Source organism: Ralstonia sp. ASV6, assembly GCF_016429285.1.
Classification (GTDB): Bacteria; Pseudomonadota; Gammaproteobacteria; order Burkholderiales; family Burkholderiaceae; genus Ralstonia; species Ralstonia flaminis.
This window is the reverse complement of the sequence record NZ_JAELUI010000009.1, coordinates 1-21,613: the sequence shown is the minus strand read 5'-3', so window position 1 is coordinate 21,613 and position 21,613 is coordinate 1. Positions and strand designations below refer to the sequence as shown.

Annotated in this window: 21 protein-coding genes and 1 pseudogene; 12 read left to right on the top strand and 10 right to left on the bottom strand. The window is 63.3% G+C overall.

Going from position 1 to position 21,613, the window contains the following annotated elements; translation table 11 throughout:
• Window positions 1-21 precede the first annotated feature (21 nt).
• Both JHD73_RS02800 and JHD73_RS02795 read left to right on the top strand, forming a co-directional pair.
• Window positions 22-717, top strand: a complete 696-nt coding sequence (locus tag JHD73_RS02800; protein WP_199027549.1) for a response regulator — start codon at window positions 22-24, stop codon at window positions 715-717.
• Window positions 710-2,110, top strand: a complete 1,401-nt coding sequence (locus JHD73_RS02795) for a cell wall metabolism sensor histidine kinase WalK (RefSeq protein WP_199027547.1) — start codon at window positions 710-712, stop codon at window positions 2,108-2,110. Before JHD73_RS02800 ends, JHD73_RS02795 begins: the two co-directional genes overlap by 8 nt.
• A 71-nt stretch (window positions 2,111-2,181) precedes the next feature.
• Here the strand turns inward: JHD73_RS02795 and clpB are convergent, their stop codons facing one another.
• The 10 genes from clpB to JHD73_RS02745 all read right to left on the bottom strand — a co-directional run bounded on the left by clpB (window position 2,182) and on the right by JHD73_RS02745 (window position 12,570).
• On the bottom strand, window positions 2,182-4,770 hold the full coding sequence (gene clpB / locus JHD73_RS02790; protein WP_199027546.1) for an ATP-dependent chaperone ClpB: 2,589 nt from the start codon (window positions 4,768-4,770) through the stop codon (window positions 2,182-2,184).
• Window positions 4,771-5,113: 343 nt separating this feature from the next.
• A complete protein-coding gene (crcB, locus tag JHD73_RS02785) occupies window positions 5,114-5,494 on the bottom strand; it encodes a fluoride efflux transporter CrcB (protein ID WP_199027544.1) in 381 nt (126 codons plus the stop codon).
• A 15-nt stretch (window positions 5,495-5,509) separates the two neighbouring features.
• Entirely contained in the window at window positions 5,510-6,028 is a 519-nt protein-coding gene (locus JHD73_RS02780) for a molybdenum cofactor biosynthesis protein MoaE (protein WP_199027542.1), read from the bottom strand.
• Between the two features lie 16 nt (window positions 6,029-6,044).
• Window positions 6,045-6,302, bottom strand: a complete 258-nt coding sequence (gene moaD, locus JHD73_RS02775) for a molybdopterin converting factor subunit 1 (RefSeq protein WP_199027540.1) — start codon at window positions 6,300-6,302, stop codon at window positions 6,045-6,047.
• A gap of 12 nt (window positions 6,303-6,314) precedes the next feature.
• A complete protein-coding gene (glp, locus tag JHD73_RS02770) occupies window positions 6,315-7,574 on the bottom strand; it encodes a gephyrin-like molybdotransferase Glp (protein ID WP_199027538.1) in 1,260 nt (419 codons plus the stop codon).
• Window positions 7,575-7,655: 81 nt separating this feature from the next.
• Window positions 7,656-8,273 carry a uracil-DNA glycosylase family protein gene (locus JHD73_RS02765; protein WP_199027536.1) on the bottom strand — a complete coding sequence of 206 codons (618 nt, stop codon included), beginning with the start codon at window positions 8,271-8,273 and terminating at the stop codon, window positions 7,656-7,658.
• A 4-nt stretch (window positions 8,274-8,277) separates the two neighbouring features.
• A complete protein-coding gene (gene thrC / locus JHD73_RS02760) occupies window positions 8,278-9,723 on the bottom strand; it encodes a threonine synthase (protein WP_199027534.1) in 1,446 nt (481 codons plus the stop codon).
• Between the two features lie 10 nt (window positions 9,724-9,733).
• Window positions 9,734-11,059: a homoserine dehydrogenase gene (locus JHD73_RS02755; protein ID WP_199027532.1), complete on the bottom strand. Its 1,326-nt coding sequence runs from the start codon at window positions 11,057-11,059 to the stop codon at window positions 9,734-9,736.
• A gap of 91 nt (window positions 11,060-11,150) precedes the next feature.
• On the bottom strand, window positions 11,151-12,392 hold the full coding sequence (locus tag JHD73_RS02750; RefSeq protein ID WP_039595952.1) for a pyridoxal phosphate-dependent aminotransferase: 1,242 nt from the start codon (window positions 12,390-12,392) through the stop codon (window positions 11,151-11,153).
• Window positions 12,358-12,570 carry a hypothetical protein gene (locus tag JHD73_RS02745; protein ID WP_199027530.1) on the bottom strand — a complete coding sequence of 71 codons (213 nt, stop codon included), beginning with the start codon at window positions 12,568-12,570 and terminating at the stop codon, window positions 12,358-12,360. The genes JHD73_RS02750 and JHD73_RS02745 overlap by 35 nt, the downstream gene beginning before the upstream one ends.
• Window positions 12,571-12,662: 92 nt before the next feature.
• Here JHD73_RS02745 and JHD73_RS02740 point away from each other — a divergent pair, with 92 nt between their 5' ends.
• The 10 genes and pseudogenes from JHD73_RS02740 to JHD73_RS02695 form a co-directional block, all read left to right on the top strand.
• Complete coding sequence (locus JHD73_RS02740; RefSeq protein ID WP_199027528.1) at window positions 12,663-13,043, top strand: Mth938-like domain-containing protein; 381 nt, start codon at window positions 12,663-12,665, stop codon at window positions 13,041-13,043.
• A gap of 4 nt (window positions 13,044-13,047) precedes the next feature.
• Window positions 13,048-14,718, top strand: coding sequence for a glycosyltransferase family 39 protein (locus JHD73_RS02735; RefSeq protein WP_199027526.1), 1,671 nt, complete (start codon window positions 13,048-13,050; stop codon window positions 14,716-14,718).
• 126 nt (window positions 14,719-14,844) lie between these two features.
• Window positions 14,845-15,216 (top strand): EamA family transporter, encoded by a 372-nt coding sequence (locus JHD73_RS02730; RefSeq protein WP_199027524.1) that lies wholly within the window; start codon window positions 14,845-14,847, stop codon window positions 15,214-15,216.
• 47 nt (window positions 15,217-15,263) lie between these two features.
• Window positions 15,264-16,424 carry a DegT/DnrJ/EryC1/StrS aminotransferase family protein gene (locus JHD73_RS02725; protein WP_199027522.1) on the top strand — a complete coding sequence of 387 codons (1,161 nt, stop codon included), beginning with the start codon at window positions 15,264-15,266 and terminating at the stop codon, window positions 16,422-16,424.
• Window positions 16,424-17,422 carry a glycosyltransferase gene (locus JHD73_RS02720; RefSeq protein WP_199027520.1) on the top strand — a complete coding sequence of 333 codons (999 nt, stop codon included), beginning with the start codon at window positions 16,424-16,426 and terminating at the stop codon, window positions 17,420-17,422. The genes JHD73_RS02725 and JHD73_RS02720 overlap by 1 nt, the downstream gene beginning before the upstream one ends.
• Window positions 17,419-18,348, top strand: a complete 930-nt coding sequence (locus JHD73_RS02715) for a formyltransferase (protein ID WP_199027518.1) — start codon at window positions 17,419-17,421, stop codon at window positions 18,346-18,348. The genes JHD73_RS02720 and JHD73_RS02715 overlap by 4 nt, the downstream gene beginning before the upstream one ends.
• Window positions 18,349-18,364: 16 nt before the next feature.
• Window positions 18,365-19,423: a bifunctional UDP-4-keto-pentose/UDP-xylose synthase gene (locus JHD73_RS02710; protein WP_199027516.1), complete on the top strand. Its 1,059-nt coding sequence runs from the start codon at window positions 18,365-18,367 to the stop codon at window positions 19,421-19,423.
• A 20-nt stretch (window positions 19,424-19,443) separates the two neighbouring features.
• Window positions 19,444-20,337 carry a 4-deoxy-4-formamido-L-arabinose-phosphoundecaprenol deformylase gene (locus JHD73_RS02705; RefSeq protein ID WP_199027514.1) on the top strand — a complete coding sequence of 298 codons (894 nt, stop codon included), beginning with the start codon at window positions 19,444-19,446 and terminating at the stop codon, window positions 20,335-20,337.
• Window positions 20,338-20,432: 95 nt separating this feature from the next.
• Complete coding sequence (locus JHD73_RS02700) at window positions 20,433-20,897, top strand: peroxiredoxin (protein ID WP_199027512.1); 465 nt, start codon at window positions 20,433-20,435, stop codon at window positions 20,895-20,897.
• 452 nt (window positions 20,898-21,349) lie between these two features.
• Window positions 21,350-21,613: pseudogene (locus JHD73_RS02695) on the top strand (PhoH family protein); the annotation flags it as partial.

Here is a 21,613-nt window from a genome sequence, read left to right as displayed (position 1 = left end):
CCGCCCCATGCGTGCTACCCGATGAACATCCTGCTGATCGAAGACGACCGCAAAGCCGCCCGCCTGCTGGCACGAGGCCTGGAAGAAGAAGGCTTTACGGTGGCGCTTGCGCACGCGGCGGAAGAGGCACACGAGCCGATGATCCGGTCCGCCGATCTGGTCATCCTCGACTGGATGCTTCCTGGCAAAGAAGGCGTGACGTTTTGTGCCGAGTTGCGCCGGCGTGACATCCAGACCCCGATCCTGATGCTGACCGCACGGGACGCGCACACCGACCGCATCACCGGCCTCAACACCGGCGCCGACGACTACCTGACCAAGCCCTTCGTGTTTGACGAACTGCTGGCCCGCGTTCGCGCGCTCCTGCGCCGGGCAAGGCTGGTGCCGATGCCCGCGCTGGCCATGGGTGACCTCAAGCTTGAACCCACCACACGCTCGGTCATGCGGGCAAGTACGGCCATCGACGTCACACCCAAGGAATACGCCATCCTGGATCTGCTCTTGCGCCATGCCGGTGGCGTGGTCAGCCGCGCTCAACTTGCAGAACACATCTGGCATGCCGACCTCATCGCCATCGACAACCTGATCGATGTGCACATGAAGAACCTGCGCCGCAAGATCGACCCACCTGGCCTGCCGGCGCTCATTCAAACCGTACGCGGACAAGGCTTTCGCCTGAGCACACAGGCACACGCACAATCGGATCACCATGTTTAGTTTTCAGCGCCGCCTGATCCTTGCGCACTGGGCTGTGATTCTGATCGTTGTGACGGGCGTGGCCTTTGCCGCGTGGTGGGAGCTCTCGCGCATCGCCCATCGGCAACTGGACGCCGCGCTGCTGGCACTGGCGGAAACCGAGGCCGGTATGCTGCTGGGTAGCAAAGACCAACCCATCCGCGTGCATGAAAAGCCCGCAGGCACGGCGCCACCTTCCCTGGTGCGCCTGGACCGTCTGGTGCAGATCGTCGATGCACAAGGGGATGTCCTTGCGCGCAGTGCCAACCTGGGCACGACCCGTCTGCCGACATCTCCGACGTTGCTCGGCCGTCTCACGCAAGGCGAAACGGTGTTCGAGACCCTGCAGGATTTCAGCGAAGAGCCGCTGCGCATGGTGTCGCTGCCGGTACTCACCGGCGGTGCATCCCCCAGGGTCATCCAGGTTGCGGGATCGCTGGACGACGTCAATCGGCTCCTGGACTCGGCAGTGGTGCTGTTCGTCGGGCTGGCCATTGCGCTACTGCTCGCTGTCGGCACGGCGGGCTCCATGCTCACACGGCGCGTCTTTCGTGCCATCGACAACGTCGTCAAGCAGGCCCGCCGAATCGGCGACAACAATCTCGACGAGCGCCTGCCGCATCCCGGTACGTCTGACGATATCGGCAAGCTCGTGGACACGCTCAACGACATGCTCGATCGCCTTGAACACGGCTTCGACATGCAGCGCCGCTTCACGGCCGATGCCTCGCACGAGTTGCGCTCACCGCTATCGCGGCTGCGTACCGAGCTTGAGGTGACGCTGCGGCGCGAGCGCAGCCGCGAAGAGTATGTCGAGACCCTGCACTCGTGCGTGGAAGAAGTCGGACGGCTCACGCAGATGGTGGAAGAACTGCTGATGCTCGCGCGCCTGGATGCTGGCCAGGACCAGGGCATGCAGGAGGTCGTACCGGTGGTTGAGCTCGTGCAGGCATGCGTCAAGCGTGTCGCACCCGCCGCCCAGGATCGCGGCATCGTCCTCGCCACCCAGGCGGGCACGAATCAGCCCATCCGTATCGCCCGTGCTCCGGCAACCCTGGCCCTGAGCAATCTGCTGGACAACGCCGTCAAGTTTTCGCCGGCGGGCACCACGGTCGAGATTGCCTGGTCGGCCGAGCATGGCGACGCCATCCTGCAAGTCAGCGACCATGGCCCCGGCATTCCCCCTGCCGAGCTGCCGCACATCTTCGAGCGCTTCTACCGTGGCGCGCGTGCGCGGGCGAGTGAGACGCCGGGTACGGGTCTTGGGCTGGCGCTTTCGCAGGCCATCGTGCAGGCACACGGCGGTCGAATCGACGCGGCGAATGCGCAGGAAGGCGGCGTGATTTTCCGCATCAGCCTGCCACGCATCACCTGACAGCGCGTTGATGAAGACATAAAAAAAGCCCGTCACAAAGACGGGCTTTCTCAAACATCACGCTGCGCAGTTCAGTGCACCACGCGCTCGAACGTGAAGTGGCCGTCGCGGTAGTCCACCGGCACCACATCCTTCGGGGCGAACTTGCCCTCCAGGATCATCCGCGCGACCGGGTTCTCGATCTGCTGCTGGATGGCGCGCTTCAGCGGCCGCGCACCAAACACCGGGTCGTACCCAGCGGAGGCCAGCTTGGCAACCGCCTCGTCCGTAATCTCCAGCGTCAGGTCCATCTGCGCCAGACGTGCCGCCAGACGCTTGAGCTGGATGCGCGCAATCGACTCGATATTGCGCTGGTCGAGCGAGTGGAACACCACCACCTCATCGATCCGGTTCAGGAACTCGGGGCGGAAATGAGTCTTCACCTCCTGCCACACGGCGCCTTTCACCACATCGAACGGTTCACCCGTCATCGACTGGATCAACTGCGAGCCGAGGTTGGACGTCATCACGATCACCGTGTTCTTGAAGTCCACCGTGCGACCCTGGCCATCGGTCAGGCGGCCATCGTCCAGCACCTGCAGCAACACGTTGAAGACGTCCGGGTGGGCCTTCTCCACCTCATCGAGCAGCACCACGCTGTACGGCTTACGGCGCACGGCTTCGGTCAGGTAGCCGCCCTCCTCATAGCCGACATAGCCCGGAGGCGCGCCGATCAGACGGCTCACGGAATGCTTCTCCATGAACTCGCTCATGTCGATGCGGATCAAGTGCTCTTCCGAATCGAACAGGAAGCCGGCCAACGCCTTGCACAGCTCGGTCTTGCCGACGCCCGTCGGGCCCAGGAACAGGAACGAACCGTAAGGCTTGTTTTCGTCCGCAATGCCGGCTCGCGAGCGGCGGATGGCGTCCGACACCAGGCGCACGGCCTCGTCCTGGCCCACCACACGTTCGTGCAGACGGTCTTCCATCTTGAGCAGCTTCTCGCGCTCGCCAGTCATCATCTTCGACACGGGGATGCCCGTAGCACGGCTGACGACTTCGGCAATTTCTTCCGCGCCCACCTGCGTGCGCAACAGTTTGTTCGGCTGCTTCTGGCTGGCGGTCTCCGCGTCGGTCGCGGCCTTCAGCTTGCCTTCCAACTCGGGCAGCTTGCCGTATTGCAGTTCGGCCACCTTGTCGAACTTGCCTTCGCGTTGCAGCTTGGCAATCTCAAGTTTGATCTTGTCGATCTCCTCCTTGAGCACGGCCGTGCCTTGCGCTGCGCCCTTCTCGGCTTTCCAGATTTCATCCAGATCGGCGTATTCCTTCTGCAGGCGTTCGATCTCCTGCTCGATCAGCTCCAGGCGTTTCTGCGAAGCTTCGTCGGTTTCCTTCTTCACCGCTTCGCGCTCGATCTTGAGCTGGATCAGGCGACGATCCAGCTTGTCCATCACCTCGGGCTTCGAGTCGATTTCCATCTTGATGCGCGCGGCCGCTTCGTCGATCAGGTCAATTGCCTTGTCCGGCAAGAAGCGGTCCGTGATGTAGCGGTGGCTGAGTTCCGCCGCGGCCACGATGGCCGGGTCGGTAATCTCCACGCCGTGGTGCAGTTCGTACTTCTCCTGCAGGCCACGCAGGATGGCAATGGTCGCTTCCACGCTCGGTTCGTCCACGAGCACCTTCTGGAAGCGGCGCTCCAGCGCGGCATCCTTCTCGATGTACTTGCGGTATTCATCCAGCGTGGTCGCGCCGATGCAATGCAGCTCGCCGCGCGCAAGTGCGGGCTTGAGCATGTTGCCCGCGTCCATCGCACCTTCGGCCTTGCCCGCGCCCACCATGGTGTGGATTTCGTCGATGAAGAGGATGGTCTGGCCCTCTTCCTTGGCGATGTCGTTGAGCACGGCCTTCAGGCGCTCTTCGAACTCGCCACGGTACTTGGCACCGGCCAGCAAGCCCGCCATATCCAGCACGAGCACGCGCTTGCCCTTCAGGCTTTCCGGCACCTCTTCATTGACGATGCGCTGCGCCAGCCCCTCAACGATGGCCGTCTTGCCCACGCCCGGCTCGCCAATCAGCACCGGGTTGTTTTTGGTGCGGCGTTGCAGGATCTGGATGGCGCGGCGGATTTCGTCATCGCGGCCGATGACAGGGTCGAGCTTGCCGCTTCGGGCACGCTCGGTCAGGTCGATCGTGTACTTCTTGAGCGCCTCGCGCTGGCTTTCGGCCTCGGCGCTGCCGACGGTCTGGCCGCCGCGTACGGCGTCGATGGCCGATTCGAGCGCTTTGCGAGCCAAGCCGTGTTCGCGTGCGATGCGGCCGGCCTCGCCCTTGTCGTCAGCGGCGGCCAGCAGGAACAGCTCGCTGGCGATGAATTGGTCGCCACGCTTGATGCCTTCTTTCTCGGTCTGCTGCAGCAGGTTGCCCAGGTCTCGGCCGACCTGCACCTGTTCGCCCCCCTGCACCTGCGGCAGGTGCTTGATGGCGCGGTCCAGCGCCGTGTCCAGCGCACCCGTGTTGACGCCCGCGCGGGCCAGCAGGTTCTTGGTGGCTCCATCCGGCTGGCGCAGCATCGCCAGCAGCAGGTGGATCGGTTCGATGTACGGATTGTCGTTGCCCAGCGCCAGGCTCTGCGCGTCGGCCAGCGCTTCCTGGAAGCGGGTGGTCAGTTTGTCCAAACGCATATAAAACCCCTTGCGGAAATTATTCACTTGCTCCGAAAGATTGGGAGCTTCGGTGGCATTTCAAGCATGGAAACGCCGGTTTTCATGCAGGTTTGAACAAAATCAAGCGGAGATGCGGATCTCGGCGCGTCGCCGTTTGATGTGCCGCTTTCGTCTCATTCAGTGCGCAGGCAGTCACCGCCTCACCCGAAGTCGTTACCGAAATGCGATCACCCGCGGTCAGCGTATTCGTGAAGTTCGGTACGTTGGTCGCGCTGATGGTCATTTCCGCTTCAGGCGTGCCACCGTGCGGGTCCGTGCGTTGTTCGCCATGTGAACCCACGACGCATGCTAACGACGCGAATCAACTGAATGTACGCACCGTCCAGAGGCCGAGCAGCGTGAGGAACAGCGAGCCACCCAGGTGTGCCACGACATGCAGCACGCCGATCGCATAGTCACCCGCCAGGATGTTGGCGATGACCTCGCTGGAAAACGTCGAGAACGTCGTCAGGCCGCCGAGGAACCCGGTGATGACCAGCAGGCGCCACTCCGGTGACAGCCCTGCATGCACATCGAAAAAGCCCACCGCTACGCCAATCAGGTAGCCCCCTACCAGATTAGCTGCCAGCGTGCCGTACGGTAACGCCGGATTGATCGCATTCCACAGTACAGCGAATACCCAGCGCAGCCAGGCCCCCAGCGCAGCTCCCACCCCGACTGCCAGAAAGCCCAATCCGCTCATGCGGCCCTGTCCTTGTTATTCGTAATCGTTGGGTTGGGCCGGTACGCTGGCCGCCGTGGAGGCGGCAGCCGCGTTGCTGGTGGTGACTCCCCAGCGGGCGAGTGCCTTGTCGTCGGTCACGCGCGCGTCGACCCAGCGCGCGCCCACGGGCGTCTGCTCCTTCTTCCAGAAAGGCGCCTCACTCTTGAGGTAATCCATGATGAATTCGCACGCGGCAAAGGACTCGCCGCGGTGCTTGGAGGCCACCGCCACCAGCACGATCTGGTCTTCCGGCCTGAGCTTGCCCACACGGTGGATGACCAGCGCGTCAATCAGCTCCCACCGCTGCCTGGCCGCGCTCACGATGTTGGCGAGTGCCTTCTCGGTCATGCCGGGATAGTGCTCCAACTCCATCTCCGACACACCGGTGCCGTCGTTGATGTCGCGCACGGTACCGATAAAGCTGGCCACCGCGCCAATGTTCGGGCGGCCGGCGCGTAGTGCGGCAATCTCGGCACCGAGGTCGAAGTCGGCTTCCTGCACACGGACGGTCATGGTCGCTCTCCTTCGCTCAGCCGCCAGTGACGGGCGGGAAGAATGCGACTTCGCAGCCTTCGTGAATCGCGGTATCGGCAGGCACGATCTGGTGGTCCACCGCCATGCGCAGGGCGCGGCCCTCAGCCAAGACATCGGCCCACACCGGACCACGCGCCATCAACCAGTGGCGCACATCGCCCGCTGTGCGCAAGGTGTCTGGCACGGTCACCGCCTCATGCGAGGTCCCCAGTTGTTCACGCACGCTGGCAAAGAAACGAAGCTCGATCTGCATGGCCATCGCTCCTTACACCAGACCTGCGAACGGCAGGAAGCTCACCACGTCGCCCTGCGCGATCGGCTGGTTGGGCGGGTTGTCGATCAGGCCATCGCCCCACACCGTGGAGGTCAGCACACCCGAACTTTGATTCGGGAACAGGTCGAGCCCGCCATTGGCGTTGATGCGCGCACGCAGGAACTCGTTGCGGCGATCGCCCTTCGGTAACGCAAAGTCCGCACGCATCGGGATACGTTTCGGGGCAATATCCGTCACGCCTTGCAGGCGCAGGATGAACGGCCGCACAAACAGCAGGAAGGTCACGAAGCTCGACACCGGGTTGCCTGGCAGGCCCAGAAAGAACGCGGTCGGCCCGCCGACCATGCCTTCGGGGCGGCGCACCTCGCCAAAGGCCAGCGGCTTGCCCGGCTTGATGGCGATCTGCCACATGTTCAGGCGCCCTTCAGCTTCCACGGCGGGCTTGATGTGGTCTTCCTCGCCCACCGACACGCCGCCGGACGTGATGATCAGGTCGTGCCCCTCGGCGGCTTCGCGCAGCGTGTCGCGCGTGGCCTGCAGCGTGTCGGGCACGATGCCGAAATCGGTGATGTCGCAGCCAAGGTTTTCGAGCAGCGCGCGCAGCGTGAAGCGATTGGAGTTGTAGATGGCGCCGGGCTTGAGCGGCTCGCCGGGCATGGCAAGTTCATCGCCCGTAAAGAACACAGCCACACGCGGGCGGCGCACCACCTGCAGGTTGGCACAACCGACAGAAGCGGCCAGGCCCAGTTGCTGCGCACCGAGGCGTGTGCCGCGCGGCAGGATTTCTGCGCCGTCGGCAATATCCTCACCGGCGCGGCGAATCCACTCGCCGGATTCCGGCACGTGGTCAATGACGACGGTGCCCGTGTCCGGATCAGCCTTGCATTGCTCCTGCATGACCACCGCATCGGCGCCCGGCGGAATCAACGCGCCGGTAAAGATGCGGGCCGCCTCGCCCGCATTCAGCGGCTGACCGACGTGGCCCGCAGGAATGCGCTGCGCCACCTTCAGGCAGGTGCCCGGCGCGGTGATGTCGGCCGCGCGCACGGCGTAGCCATCCATCGACGTATTGTCCGCCGACGGTACATTCAGGCTGCTGTGTACAGCTTGCGCGAGGATGCGGCCATTGGCGTGCAGCGTTGGCACGGTTTCGGTGTCATGTAGAACGCGGGCGGCCGCAAGCAGTTGCGACAGCGCCGCTTCGAGCGTCAGCAAGGACGGTTTGACGGCGGGAGCATCGTTGGCGGACATGCGGAAATGGGAAAACGAATTCGAAAGGGAGATTTCGATTGTATCGGTTCCAGGCCGATGCCATGCATCAGCCCAGGCGTATCACGCGAATGCGTCAGCCAGCGCAATCCGCAGCGCCGGCACGATGTGCGCGTCGAACCACGGGTTGTGCTTGAACCAGGCAAGATTGCGCGGGCTTGGGTGCGGCAGCGGAAACAGCACGCGGCCCTCCCTGTCCGTCACAGGCCCGTTGCGGACCACATCGGTAAGCGACCAGTCGCGCGGACCATCGAGGTAGTAACGCTGCGCGTAGGTCCCGACCAGTAGCGCGAGCTTGACCTCGGGCATCGCAGTCAGCAAAGGGCGATGCCATTTGGGAGCGCACTCTGGGCGCGGCGGCAGATCGCCGTTCGCGCCGGTGCCGGGAAAGCAGAAGCCCATCGGCACCACGGCGATGCGCCTGTCGGCGTAGAAATCGTCGTACGGGATTTGCAGCCACTGGCGCAGGCGATCCCCCGAGCGGTCGTTCCAGGGGATGCCGGTTTCGTGGACGATGCGCCCAGGCGCCTGCCCGACGATCAGCACGCGGGCACGGCGGTCAGCCAGGACAACGGGGCGCGGCTCGTGCGCGAGCGCGCCCTTGCACGCGCGGCAGGCACGGATGTCGTGCAGGCAACGTGTGAACGCTGCCTCGGCCACGTCATCCGGCACGCCTGCCATGCCTTTACAGACCGGTGTGCTGGGCGATGTAGCTCTTGATGCGGTCGGCATCCGCAGGCATGACTTCGAAACGCTGCGGCAGCGATTCGATATCAGCGTAGCCTGCCGGGCGCTCCGGCTCACGGTCCAGCGCTTCGCGGATGGTGTCGCCAAACTTGGCCGGCAACGCCGTTTCCAGCACCACCATCGGCACACCCGGCGTCAGGTTCTCGCGCGCCACCTTCACGCCGTCGGCGGTGTGGGTGTCGATCATCGTGCCGTAGGTGGCAAAGACGTCACGGATCGTGTTGACGCGGTCTTCGTGTGAGCTACGGCCCGAGACGAAGCCGAACTCGGCGATGCGGTCAAACTCCGGCTTGCCGGTCATCGAGAAACCGCCCTTCTCGTCCACGTCGCGGAAGAGCTGCGCGAGACGCGCCGGGTCACGGCCCAGCAGGTCGAACACGAAGCGCTCGAAGTTCGAGGCCTTGCTGATGTCCATGCTCGGGCTGGACGTGTGGTAAGTCTGCGCGGCCGAGCGCACGCGGTACGTTCCGGTGCGGAAGAACTCGTCGAGCACGTCGTTCTCGTTGGTGGCCACCACCAGCTTGTCGATCGGCAGCCCCATCATGCGCGCAATGTGACCCGCGCAGACGTTGCCGAAATTGCCCGACGGCACGCAGAACGACACCTTGTCGCCGATCTTCGGGGCGGCCAGCAAGTAGCCCTTGAAGTAGTAAACGACCTGCGCAACGACACGTGCCCAGTTGATCGAGTTGACCGTGCCGATCTTCTGGCGGGCCTTGTACTCGTGGTCGTTGGACACGGCCTTGACGATGTCCTGCGCATCATCGAACACGCCTTCAATGGCGATGTTGAAGATGTTCTTGTCTTGCAGACTGAACATCTGCGCGGTCTGGAATGCGCTCATCTTGCGGTGCGGGCTCAGCATGAACACGCGCACGCCGCGCTTGCCGCGCATGGCGTACTCGGCCGCGCTGCCGGTGTCGCCAGAGGTGGCGCCCAGGATGTTCAGCTCGGCGTGCTCGCGGTCGAGCGCGTATTCGAACAGGTTGCCCAGCAGCTGCATCGCCATGTCCTTGAAGGCCAGGGTCGGGCCGTTGGACAGGCACAGCAGCGACAGTTGCGTGCCGCCTTCCTCACCCAGCGTGTGCAGCGGCGTGATGTCGGCCGCGTTGTCGCCCTGGCGCGTGTTGCAGTAAACCTCAGGCGTGTACGTGCGGCGGACCAGCGCGCGCAGGTCGTCTTCCGGGATGTCGGTAGCGAACTTGCGCAGAATCTCGAACGCGAGATCCGCATACGGCAGGTCGCGCCAGCGGGTCAGTTCATCTGCACTGACTTGCGGATACTGCTCGGGCAGGTACAGGCCGCCGTCCGGCGCCAGGCCGCCCAGCAGGATGCGAGAGAAGCTCTGCGGCTCTGCGTGGCCGCGGGTCGATCGGTATTGCATGCTCATGGCCTCAGTTCAGTTCTTCCATGCGAATGCGCTTGACCTTCGACAGCACGGTCGGCAGCGCTTCGATGGCGGCAATGGCACCGTTCACGTGTTTCTCGACGGCCGTGTGCGTCAACATGATGATGTCGGTCTGCGGCTGCGGCTCACCCTCACGCGATTCCTTCTGCAGCATGGCGTCGATCGAGATACCGGTCTTGGCCAGGATCTGCGTGATATCGGCCAGCACACCCGTTTGATCGGCCACGCGAATGCGCAGGTAGTAGCTCGAACGCACCTCGTCGATCGGCAGCACCGGCGTGTCGGACAATGCATCCGGCTGGAACGCCAGGTGCGGCACACGGTGTTCCGGGTCAGCGGTGTGCAGGCGCGTCACGTCCACTAGGTCGGCGACGACGGCCGAAGCGGTCGGCTCAGCGCCGGCGCCCTTGCCGTAGTACAGCGTCGGGCCCACGGCGTCACCGTTGACGACCACGGCGTTCATCGCGCCTTCCACGTTGGCGATCAGGCGCTTGGCCGGTACCAACGTCGGGTGCACGCGCAGCTCGATACCAGCATCGGTGCGGCGCGTCAGGCCCAGCAGCTTGATGCGGTAGCCGAGTTCCTCCGCATAGCGGATGTCGACGGCTTCCAGCTTCGTGATGCCTTCCACGTACGCGCGCTCAAACTGCACCGGCACGCCAAAGGCGATGGCGCTCATGAGCGTGAGCTTGTGCGCGGCGTCAAAGCCTTCGATGTCGAACGTCGGATCGGCTTCGGCATAGCCCAGGCGCTGGGCTTCCTTGAGCACCGTGTCGAAGTCCAGGCCCTTGTCGCGCATCTCCGAGAGGATGAAGTTCGTGGTGCCGTTGATGATGCCGGCGATCCACTCGATGCGGTTGGCCGTCAGGCCCTCGCGCAGTGCCTTGATGATGGGGATGCCGCCGGCCACTGCGGCCTCGAACGCCACCATCACGCCTTTGTCCTGCGCGGCCTTGAAGATTTCGTTGCCATGCAGCGCCAGCAGCGCCTTGTTGGCGGTGACGACGTGCTTGCCATTGGCAATGGCGCGCAGCACCAGTTCGCGCGTCAGGTCATAGCCGCCGATCAGTTCCACCACGATATCGATCTCGGGCGAATCCACCACGGCAAATGGGTCGTTGACCACCGGCACGGTCGCACCGGCTTCCTGCACGATGGCGCGCGCCTTTTCGACGTTGCGCACGGCAATCATGGCGACTTCAATACCGCGACCTGCGCGACGACGAATTTCTTCCTGGTTCCGTTGCAGAACCTTGAGCGTACCGCCACCGACGGTACCGAGCCCGAGCAGGCCGATCTTGATGGGATTCATGGGACGTATCGTTAAAACTGAGAGGCAAAAAACGGACAGGGCAGACACTTCGGTCTGCCCCGCTCACAACATGTCTGGCGGAAGACCGAGTCTATGCGGCCCGGATGCCAGTACCGTGACGCTGACGGTACCGCTCCAGGAAGCGTGAAATTCGGCCAATCGCTTCGCGAAGATCGTCTTCGTGCGGCAAGAAGACAATGCGGAAGTGGTCCGGCGAGTGCCAGTTGAAGCCGGTGCCCTGCACCAGCAGCACACGCTCCTCTTCCAGCAACTGGCGGATGAATTGCTGATCGTCCTCGATCGGGTACACAGCCGGATCGAGGCGCGGGAACATGTACAGCGCAGCCTTGGGCTTCACGCAGGTCACGCCCGGAATAGCGGTGATCAGTTCGTGTGCCAGGTCACGCTGACGACGCATGCGGCCGCCCGGCGCCACCAGGTCTTTAATGCTCTGATAGCCACCCAGCGCGGTCTGGATCGCCCACTGGCCCGGCACGTTGGCGCACAGGCGCATCGACGACAGCATGTTCAGGCCTTCGATGTAGTCCTTGGCCGGGCGCTTGTCGCCCGAGACCACCATCCAGCCAGCGCGGTAGCCGCACGAGCGATAGCTCTTCGATAGGCTGTTGAACGTGATCGTCAGCACGTCTTCCGACAGCGAGCCCAGCGCCGTGTGCTTGTTGTCGTCAAACAGGACCTTGTCGTACACCTCATCGGCGAAGATCACCAGGCCGTGCTCGCGCGCAATGGCAATGATGCCGCGCAGCAACTCGTCGGAATACAGCGCGCCGGTCGGGTTGTTCGGGTTGATGACGACGATGCCCTTGGTGTTGGGCGTGATCTTGGCGCGAATGTCGTCCAGGTCCGGCATCCAGCCGTTGGACTCATCGCAGTAGTAATGCACCGGCGTGCCGCCCGAGAGGCTGGTCACGGCGGTCCACAGCGGGTAGTCCGGCGCGGGCAGCAGCAGTTCATCCCCCGCGTCGAGCAATGCGTTGGTGGCCAGCGAAATCAACTCCGACGCACCGTTGCCCAGATAGATGTCATCCAGCGTGACGTTCTTGATGCCCTGCTCTTGCGTGTAGTGCATCACCGCCTTGCGCGCCGCAAAGATGCCCTTGGAATCCGAGTAGCCGGCCGAGTTCGGCAGGTTGCGGATCATGTCCAGCTGAATCTCTTCCGGGGCATCGAAACCGAACGGGGCCAAGTTGCCGATGTTCAGCTTGATGATCTTGTGGCCGTCTTCTTCCATCTGCTTGGCCTTCTCGAGCACGGGGCCGCGAATGTCATAGCAGACGTTATTGAGCTTGGCGGATTTCTGGATCGTTTTCACGGGCGATGTCGAGCGGGCTTGGATTGCGGATGATTTTGTAATGCAGCAAGGCGGCGGGGATGGCGCCACTTGCGCGGCAAGCGCTGCGCTCTTCCTTGCCGGACGTCGCTTGTGGCGCGGCGGGCAAAGGAGAGAAAAAGATATAATTTAGCCCATTATGACAGACTTCGGCGGGCATTTTTGCAACGCAGCGAGATCGCCCGGACAGTCTGAAACCTAGCGCCCCGCTGCTGTGTGCGCCGCAGCCTTCGCGCCTGATGGGATTCCGCCTTGAAGCTCCACTCTTCTGATCCGTCCACCATTCTGAATACCGTCACGGCCTATGGCGACGGCTATATCGAAATCAACAAGGTACGCTACGAGCATTCGGTGCTCGTCATGCCCGAAGGCGCAGTCGTGCCGTGGGATGTCGCGCGCTTTGAAGACCTCACGCCCGAGCACTTCGCCCGCCTGCTGGAGCTGGGGGCGGAGGTGGTCGTATTCGGCACCGGCAACAAGCTGCGCTTTCCGCACCCGCGCCTGACCGCCCCGCTCACCGAGAAGCGCATCGGCGTGGAAGCAATGGACCTGCAGGCCGCCGGGCGCACCTACAACATCCTGATGCTGGAAGGCCGCAAAGCGGCGGCCGCATTGCTGATCGAACGCGCCTGACTGCATGCCGATCGACCGCTCTGCCAACGCGCCCGCCCTGCCCTGGCGCAACGCCTCCCTGTGGCTGCTGGCCGCTGCCTTTCTGGCCGTCTGGCTGGGCACGTTGGGCTACCGCCACCTGATCCCGACCGACGAAGGCCGCTACGCCGAGATCGCCCGCGAGATGTTCACCACGGGCGACTGGGTGACCATCCGCTATAACGCCCTGAAGTATTTCGAGAAGCCCCCGCTACAGATGTGGGGCACGGCGCTCGCCTACACGCTGTTCGGCGTCGGTGACTGGCAGGCGCGGCTGTTCACGGCGTTGTCGGGCATCGCCGGCCTCGTTTTCACGATGCTGGCCGCAGCGCGCTGGTGGGGCAAGCGAACCGCCGTCATCACCGGGCTGGTCCTGGTGAGCGCGCCGATGTGGAACGTGGGCGCACATTTCAATTCGCTCGACATGGGCGTGGCCGGCTGCATGACGATGGCCCTGGCGGCGCTGCTGCTGGCACAGTATCCGGATGCCACACGCAGCCAGCAACGCAACTGGATGTGGGTCTGCTGGGCGTCGATGGCGCTGGCCGTATTGAGCAAAGGCCTGATCGGCGTGGTGCTGCCGGGCTTCGTACTGGTGGTCTACACGCTCGTCGCACGTGACTGGGCATTGTGGAAACGACTGCACCTGGTGACGGGGCTGATCGTCTTCTTTGGGGTGGGCGCACCGTGGTTCGTGCTGATTTCTGCGCGCAACCCGGAGTTTGCGTGGTTCTTCTTCGTACACGAGCACTTTCAGCGCTTCACGTCGACCGTGCACAACCGCAACGCGCCGCTTTGGTATTTCGTGCCGCTGCTGCTGGCGGGCTTCCTGCCGTGGCTCGCACAACTGCCGGGCGCGGCACGCCTCTCCTTCGCCCGCAGTGAGACTGCCGCCAATGGCTTCCGGCCAACGCTCATGCTCGGCTTGTGGGCCATCCTGATCTTCGCGTTTTTCAGCATTTCCGACTCGAAGCTGCCGGGCTATATCTTCCCGATCATCCCGGCGCTGGCGATTCTGGCTGCGTTGGTGCTGGAGAACACCAGCGAGCGCGCTTGGCGCTGGCAGCTCAAGGCCTTCCTGGCCCTGGCCGTGGTCGGTCTGGCGGCGAGCGGCTATGTGGCGACGATGTCGTCAGACATGTACCCCAATGCGGTGTTCTCGCGCTTTGCGATGTTCCTGGCAGCGGCCTTCGCCGCGGGTGCGGTGTTCACGTGGCTGGCACTGCGCCGTGCGAACAAGCGCTTTGAGAGTCTCGTCGCGTTCGCCTGCGCGTGGTTCCTGACGTTTACGGCCGCCCTGCTCGGCCACGAGGCGTTCGGGCGCTCGATGTCGGGTATCGATCTCGTGCCGGCCGTCAAACCATGGTTGAAGCCCGGCGTACCGTTCTATGCGGTAGAGCGGCTGGACCATACAATGCCGTTTTACCTTGGCACGCCAACCACGATGGTGCAGCAGCCCGATGAGCTGGCTTTCGGCATCGAGCAGGAACCCACCAAGTGGATCCCGACCACCGAGGCCTTCGTGGCCCGCTGGAAGGAAGGCGGCCAGGCTGTCGCCATGATGGGGCCGGGTACATATGACCGGCTGGTGACCCAGGGTGTGCCGATGATTGTGATTGCCCGCGATGCCCGCCGCGTGATCGTGCGGCGCAACTAGGTGCTACCCGCTTGTCTTTGTTCGGCCCTCTTCGAAAGGGGCGTGCAAGCGGAATTGTCGTAACATGCGCCCCGGCGGCAGAGTCGCGGGGAAACCGTCGCTGTTGGTAAAACATCAAAAGAACACATGAATCTGGTCACTTTCGGGCTGATCCTGACAGGCGTCATGCTCAATGCCTGCGCCCAGCTATTGCTCAAGGCGGGCGTCAACAATATCGGCCGCTTTGCGTTTTCGGCCGAGAACATCGTGCCAATCGGCATCAAGCTTGCAACGCAGTTGCCCATCATCGGCGGCCTGTCGTGCTACGTGATTTCCGTGGTGGTATGGATCCTCGGGCTGTCGCGCGTGGATGTGACCATTGCGTATCCGATGCTCTCGCTAGGCTACGTGGTCAATGCCTTCCTGGCGTGGTATCTGTTTGGCGAAGTGCTGTCGATGCAGCGGCTGATCGGTATCGGCATCATCCTCATCGGCGTATTCGTGCTGGCTCGCTCCTAAGCGACGCTTGAGCCCACCCTGCCCACCTCCTTATTCAAGCCATCGTCATGACGCAAACCAACGCCACTGCCGAACTGCCGTTCCTGCCCTTCGTGCGCCCGACCATTGATGAGGCGACCATCGCCGCGGTGGCCGATGTGCTGCGCTCGGGCTGGATTACCTCGGGCCCCAAGGTTGCCGCGTTCGAAGCCGCACTGTCGGAATACTTCGGCGGCCGCATCGTGCGCACGTTCGCCAACGGCACGGCCACGATGGAAGTCGCGCTGCGCATCGCAGGCATCGGCCCCGGCGATGAGGTCATCACCACGCCGATCTCGTGGGTCGCCACGTCCAACGTCGTGCTGACGGTCGGCGCCAAGCCGGTCTTCGTCGATATCGACCCGGTCACGCGCAATATCGATCTCGACAAGGTCGAAGCCGCCATCACGCCGCGTACGAAAGCGATCATCCCGGTCTACCTGTCCGGCCTGCCTGTCGACATGGACCGCCTGTACGATATCGCCCGCCGCCACAAGCTACGCGTGGTGGAAGATGCCGCGCAGGCCATCGGCTCGCGCTGGGGCGACAAGCGCATCGGCGAAATTGGCGATCTGGTCAGCTTCAGCTTCCAGGCCAACAAGAACATCACCACCATCGAAGGTGGCGCGCTCGTGCTCAACACGCCTGAAGAAGCTGTGCTGGCCGAGAAGTACCGCCTGCAAGGCGTCGTGCGCACTGGCTTTGACGGCATGGAAGTCGACTTGGTGGGCGGCAAATTCAACCTGACCGATGTGAACGCCGCCATCGGCCTGGGCCAGTTTGCACAGCTTGAAGCGGTGACCGCACGCCGCGCCGCGCTCGCACGCCGCTACTTTGCCGCCATGCGCGCGGCTGACATCGAATCGTTTGGCGTCGAATTGCCGGTGGAAAACTTCACGCACACCAACTGGCACATGTTCCAGATCGTGCTGCCACTGGATCGCCTGAAGGTCGATCGCGCAGGCTTCATGGCGGGCCTCAAGGCGCTGGGCATCGGCGCGGGCGTGCATTACCCGCCCATCCATCTGTTCAAGCTCTATCGCGAACTCGGCTGGAAGCCGGGTATGTTCCCGGTGGCAGAACGCATCGGCCGCGCTATTGTCACGCTACCGATGTTTGCCGGCATGGAAGATTCTGACGTGGATCGCGTAGCCAACGCGGTCCGCCAACTTTGCGCCCAATACCAATAATGAAGACACCCGCTCTCTCGGTCGTCATTCCTGTCTACAACGAAGAAGACGGGCTCGCCGCGCTGTTTGCGCGCCTGTATCCCGCTCTCGATGCGTTGGGCATCTCGTACGAAGTCGTGTTCGTCAATGATGGCAGCCGGGACCGCTCCGCCGCCATGTTGGCCGAGCAGTTCCGCGCCCGCCCGGACAGCACCCGCGTCGTGCTGTTCAATGGCAACTACGGCCAGCACATGGCCATCTTGGCCGGCTTTGAGCATGCGCGCGGCGAGCGCGTCATCACGCTCGATGCCGACCTGCAGAACCCGCCCGAAGAGATCGGCCGCCTGGTTGAAAAGCTCGACGAAGGCTACGACTACGTCGGCACCATCCGCCGCGTCCGCCAGGACTCGTGGTTCCGCCGTACCGCGTCGCGCGCCATGAACTCGCTGCGCGAGCGCATCACGCACATCAAGATGACCGACCAGGGCTGCATGCTGCGCGCCTACAACCGGACCATCGTTGACACCATCAACCGCTGCCGCGAAGTCAACACCTTCATCCCAGCGCTGGCCTACACCTTCAGCAAGAACCCGACTGAAATCGAAGTCGACCACGAAGAGCGCTTCGCGGGCGAATCGAAGTACTCGCTGTACAAGCTGGTGCGCCTGAACTTCGATCTGGTGACTGGCTTCTCGGTGGTGCCGCTGCAGTGGTTCTCCGCGATCGGCATGCTGCTGTCGCTGGCCTCGGCAGTACTGTTCATCCTGCTGGTAGTCCGCCGATTCCTGCTGGGTGCAGAAGTCCAGGGCGTATTTACGCTGTTCGCCATTACATTCTTCCTGATGGGCGTGCTGCTGTTCGGCATCGGCCTCTTGGGCGAGTACATCGGCCGCATCTATCAGCAGGTGCGCGAGCGCCCGCGCTATCTGGTGCAGGGCGTACTGGAAGACACCCCTCACCTGCATGAAGCCGGGCCGGCGGACCTGAAAGCCGGCAACTCGCAGCGGGGTGTTGCATGACACGCCGCGCCGTCGTCTTCGCGTATCACAACGTCGGCGTGCGCTGCCTGCGCGTGCTGGCGGCGCGCGGTATCCAGGTCGAACTTGTCGTCACACATGAAGACAACGCCGCTGAGAACATCTGGTTTGGCAGCGTGCGCGCCACAGCACAGGAACTGGGTATCCCCTTCATCACGCCAGAAAACGCGAACGGTGAAGATCTGCGCGCCCGCATCGCCGCCATCGCGCCGGATTTCATCTTTTCGTTCTACTACCGGCACATGATCCCGATGTCGCTGTTGAGCCTTGCCAAGTTTGGCGCGTTCAACATGCACGGGTCGCTCCTGCCGAAGTACCGTGGCCGCGTGCCTATTAACTGGGCCGTCCTGCACGGCGAGACCGAAACCGGCGCCACCCTGCACGAGATGGTCGAAAAGCCGGATGCCGGCTACATCGTCGACCAGACTATCGTGCCGATCCTGCCGGACGACACGTCACACGAAGTGTTCGAAAAGGCCACCGTGGCCGCCGAACAAACCTTGTGGCGCGCATTGCCCGCAATGATTGCCGGGCAGATTCCACAGCACCCGAACGTGCTGGCCAACGGCAGCTATTTCGGTGGCCGCAAGCCCGAAGACGGCCGCGTCGACTGGTCCAAGCCGGCCCAGCAGGTCTACAACCTGATCCGTGCCGTGGCACCGCCCTACCCCGGCGCTTTTACCGATGTCGGTAGCGAGCGTTACATCGTCGCGCGTGCCCGTCTGGCACATCAAACCGTCACGAATTTGCCCCCGGGCTTGCACGTCGTGGATAATGCGACGTTCGGCGTGTGCGGCGATGGGGGAGCCATCGCCATCCACGAGCTCTGGCGTGTCGAGCCCAACGCCGCCAGCGGTACGTCCGTCGTGACCGCGCAGCAGCTCGCCAACCAGCTCGCCACCTCCTGATCTTGAGTTTGCCTTCATGAAAAAAGTACTGATTCTCGGCGTCAACGGCTTCATCGGCCACCATCTGTCCAAGCGCATCCTGGAGACCACCGACTGGGAGGTCTATGGCATGGACATGCAGACCGAGCGTCTGGGCGATCTGGTCAACCACCCGCGCATGCACTTCTTCGAGGGTGACATCACCATCAACAAGGAGTGGGTCGAGTATCACGTGAAGAAGTGCGACGTGATCCTGCCGCTGGTGGCCATCGCCACGCCGTCGACGTACGTCAAGGACCCGTTGCGCGTGTTCGAGCTGGACTTTGAAGCCAACCTGCCGATCGTTCGCTCGGCTGCCAAGTACAAGAAGCACCTGGTGTTCCCGTCGACCTCCGAGGTCTACGGCATGTGCAGCGATGCGGAATTCGATCCGGAAGCCTCGCCGCTGATCTACGGCCCGATCAACAAGCCGCGTTGGATCTATGCCTGCTCGAAGCAGCTGATGGACCGCGTGATCTGGGGCTACGGCATGGAAGGCCTGAACTTCACGCTGTTCCGCCCGTTCAACTGGATCGGCCCGGGCCTGGACTCGATCTACACCCCGAAGGAAGGTTCGTCGCGCGTTGTTACGCAGTTCCTCGGCCACATCGTGCGCGGTGAGAACATCAAGCTCGTCGACGGCGGCAGCCAGAAGCGCGCCTTCACGTACATCGATGACGGCATCGACGCACTGGTGCGCATCATCGCCAACAAGGATGGCGTTGCCTCGGGCAAGATCTACAACATCGGCAACCCGTCGAACAACTATTCGGTGCGCGAGCTGGCCAACATGATGCTGGAGCAAGCCGCCAAGATCGACGAGTACAAAGACACCGCCAAGCAAGTTCAGCTGGTGGAAACGACCTCCGGCGCCTACTACGGCAACGGCTACCAGGACGTGCAAAACCGCGTACCGAAGATCGCCAACACCATGGACGAACTGGGCTGGAAGCCGACCACCACGATGCAAGACGCCCTGGCGAATATCTTCGAGGCGTATCGCATGCACGTGGCCGACGCCCGCAGCCTGGTTGAAGAAGGCAACGGCAACAAGTAAGCAACACCCCGCGCAGGTTCATGGCCCTCATCGTCCTCAAAATCGACGTCGACACCCTGCGCGGCACCCGCGAAGGCGTGCCCAATCTCTCGCGCATGTTGCGTGAGCACGAGGCAGGCGCGACCTTCCTCTTCAGCCTCGGCCCGGATCACACCGGCTGGGCGCTGCGCCGGGCGTTCCGCCCCGGTTTTCTGAAGAAGGTTTCCCGCACGTCCGTGGTCGAGCACTACGGCCTGCGCACGCTCATGTACGGCGTGCTGTTGCCCGGCCCCGACATCGGCCGCAGAGCCGCTGCCGAAATGCGCGCCATTGCCGAGGCAGGCTTCGAGACCGGCATCCACACGTGGGATCACGTGCTCTGGCAAGACAACGTCCGCCTGCGCGATGCTGCCTGGACAGCCCGTCAGATGGGCGCCTCGCACAAGCGCTTTGCCGAGATTTTCGGTCACGCCCCCGTCACGCACGGCGCCGCCGGCTGGCAGATGAACGACCATGCCTTCCGCCAGATCGATGCCTGGGGCATGGCCTACGCCTCGGACGGCCGTGGCACGCATCCGTACATCCCGAGCATCGACGGCCACACGCTGAACCACGTGCAGCTGCCGACCACACTCCCGACGCTGGATGAGCTCATCGGTGTGGATGATCTGACGACAGAAACCGTCGCCCGGCACATCCTGAAGATGACCGAATCTGATCGCGACCAAGTGTTTACCTTGCATGCGGAGCTTGAAGGGCAGAAACTCGCCCCGATCTTCCGCAGGTTGCTGCAGGGCTGGCGTGCGCAAGGCCATCGGCTGGCATCGATGGGCGACTACTATGCGACGCTGGATCGCAGCACTCTGCCCGTGCAGCCCGTCACGTGGGGCGAAGTTGCCGGTCGCAGCGGCAGCCTGATCGTTCAGCCGGCCTGATTCCTCGGGGCTCCGGTTCAGCGGCGGGCGTCGTATTTCAGCATTGCCCGTCCACGAGTTTCCCGTCTCTCCCCCGCGGTTTTCCGGAACACACCATGCCCGTCTCTCTCGACAAGCCTCTTCCCGATTTCTCCGCGCCGGCCACCAGCGGCATCACGTTCTCGCCGGCGTCGCAGCATGGCAAGATCGTCGTGCTCTATTTTTATCCGAAAGACAACACGCCCGGCTGCACCACCGAGGCGATGAATTTCCGCGACCAGTACGACGCCTTTGAGGCCGCCGGCGCCGTGGTCTTCGGCATTTCGCGCGACAGCCTGAAATCGCACGAGAACTTTAAGGCCAAGCTGGAGATGCCCTTCGAGCTGATCTCCGACACCGACGAAGCCGTCTGCAATCTCTTCGACACCATCAAGATGAAGAAGATGTACGGCAAGGACGTGCGAGGTATCGAACGCAGCACCTTCCTGATCGATGCCAAAGGCGTGTTGCGCAAAGAATGGCGCGGCGTAAAGGTGCCCAACCATGTGGATGACGTTCTGGCGGCGGTGCGCGCGCTGTAATCGCATGTGTCACCCATGAGGCACGAAAGCGCCGCGCAGGGTACGCCGGCGCTTGCTTTTGTGCCAGTTTCGCGCCGCCGCAACGCGACACCACACGTCACATGTGACAGATTGCAAATCGCAAAAGCTTCCGATACAGTCGGAACCGATGAGTACGAAATCCGGATGCCATTCCGATTGCCCACGACGGTACCGGCGGCCAAGTTGGCCTGATACCGCATCCGCGTTTTCCCCAGCAGCAAGGCTGGGCAGAACGTCCGAATCGTGCAACTTGCTGTGGCGCTCGTGGTGCTCACCTAGGCCGCCCCACCTCTCGCAGGTCATGGCGGCTTTTTTGTGGCCGTCGTCTGTGCGACGTGCGCCCCAATCCCTCAGCGTTTTCCATCAGCACCGTCCTGCCATGAGCGGGTGCGGTGTTTCGTCGTTGTTCCCTCCAGAGAGGTAATCTAAGCATGCCGCTGCCGACCATGCCCACCCAGCCAGCCCAATTGCTAGACCCGGCTGAATTCAAGCCTTTCGGCAAAGCCGGAAAGCCCAAGGCGGGTCAGGAACCTCGAAAACCGGTGCCCGCGCTCGAGCGCGAGGCGCTGTCCGAAACTGGCCGTGCACAACCCAAGCGCGGCGCGGCCCGCGCCCGGTCGGGCGAAGCTTCGCCGATGGCCAAGGAAGACGTCCGTCAGCGCCCGACCGTCGTCGCCAAGACCGTCGACAAGGTG

Excerpts from the sequence above, each read along its gene's own strand:
- JHD73_RS02800 (WP_199027549.1), top strand. The coding sequence starts at position 22 with ATGAACATCCTGCTGATCGAAGACGACCGCAAAGCCGCCCGCCTGCTG.
- JHD73_RS02795 (WP_199027547.1), top strand. The coding sequence starts at position 710 with ATGTTTAGTTTTCAGCGCCGCCTGATCCTTGCGCACTGGGCTGTGATT.
- clpB (WP_199027546.1), bottom strand. The coding sequence starts at position 4,770 with ATGCGTTTGGACAAACTGACCACCCGCTTCCAGGAAGCGCTGGCCGAC.
- crcB (WP_199027544.1), bottom strand. The coding sequence starts at position 5,494 with ATGAGCGGATTGGGCTTTCTGGCAGTCGGGGTGGGAGCTGCGCTGGGG.
- JHD73_RS02780 (WP_199027542.1), bottom strand. The coding sequence starts at position 6,028 with ATGACCGTCCGTGTGCAGGAAGCCGACTTCGACCTCGGTGCCGAGATT.
- moaD (WP_199027540.1), bottom strand. The coding sequence starts at position 6,302 with ATGCAGATCGAGCTTCGTTTCTTTGCCAGCGTGCGTGAACAACTGGGG.
- glp (WP_199027538.1), bottom strand. The coding sequence starts at position 7,574 with ATGTCCGCCAACGATGCTCCCGCCGTCAAACCGTCCTTGCTGACGCTC.
- JHD73_RS02765 (WP_199027536.1), bottom strand. The coding sequence starts at position 8,273 with ATGGCAGGCGTGCCGGATGACGTGGCCGAGGCAGCGTTCACACGTTGC.
- thrC (WP_199027534.1), bottom strand. The coding sequence starts at position 9,723 with ATGCAATACCGATCGACCCGCGGCCACGCAGAGCCGCAGAGCTTCTCT.
- JHD73_RS02755 (WP_199027532.1), bottom strand. The coding sequence starts at position 11,059 with ATGAATCCCATCAAGATCGGCCTGCTCGGGCTCGGTACCGTCGGTGGC.
- JHD73_RS02745 (WP_199027530.1), bottom strand. The coding sequence starts at position 12,570 with ATGCCCGCCGAAGTCTGTCATAATGGGCTAAATTATATCTTTTTCTCT.
- JHD73_RS02735 (WP_199027526.1), top strand. The coding sequence starts at position 13,048 with ATGCCGATCGACCGCTCTGCCAACGCGCCCGCCCTGCCCTGGCGCAAC.
- JHD73_RS02730 (WP_199027524.1), top strand. The coding sequence starts at position 14,845 with ATGAATCTGGTCACTTTCGGGCTGATCCTGACAGGCGTCATGCTCAAT.
- JHD73_RS02725 (WP_199027522.1), top strand. The coding sequence starts at position 15,264 with ATGACGCAAACCAACGCCACTGCCGAACTGCCGTTCCTGCCCTTCGTG.
- JHD73_RS02720 (WP_199027520.1), top strand. The coding sequence starts at position 16,424 with ATGAAGACACCCGCTCTCTCGGTCGTCATTCCTGTCTACAACGAAGAA.
- JHD73_RS02715 (WP_199027518.1), top strand. The coding sequence starts at position 17,419 with ATGACACGCCGCGCCGTCGTCTTCGCGTATCACAACGTCGGCGTGCGC.
- JHD73_RS02710 (WP_199027516.1), top strand. The coding sequence starts at position 18,365 with ATGAAAAAAGTACTGATTCTCGGCGTCAACGGCTTCATCGGCCACCAT.
- JHD73_RS02705 (WP_199027514.1), top strand. The coding sequence starts at position 19,444 with ATGGCCCTCATCGTCCTCAAAATCGACGTCGACACCCTGCGCGGCACC.
- JHD73_RS02700 (WP_199027512.1), top strand. The coding sequence starts at position 20,433 with ATGCCCGTCTCTCTCGACAAGCCTCTTCCCGATTTCTCCGCGCCGGCC.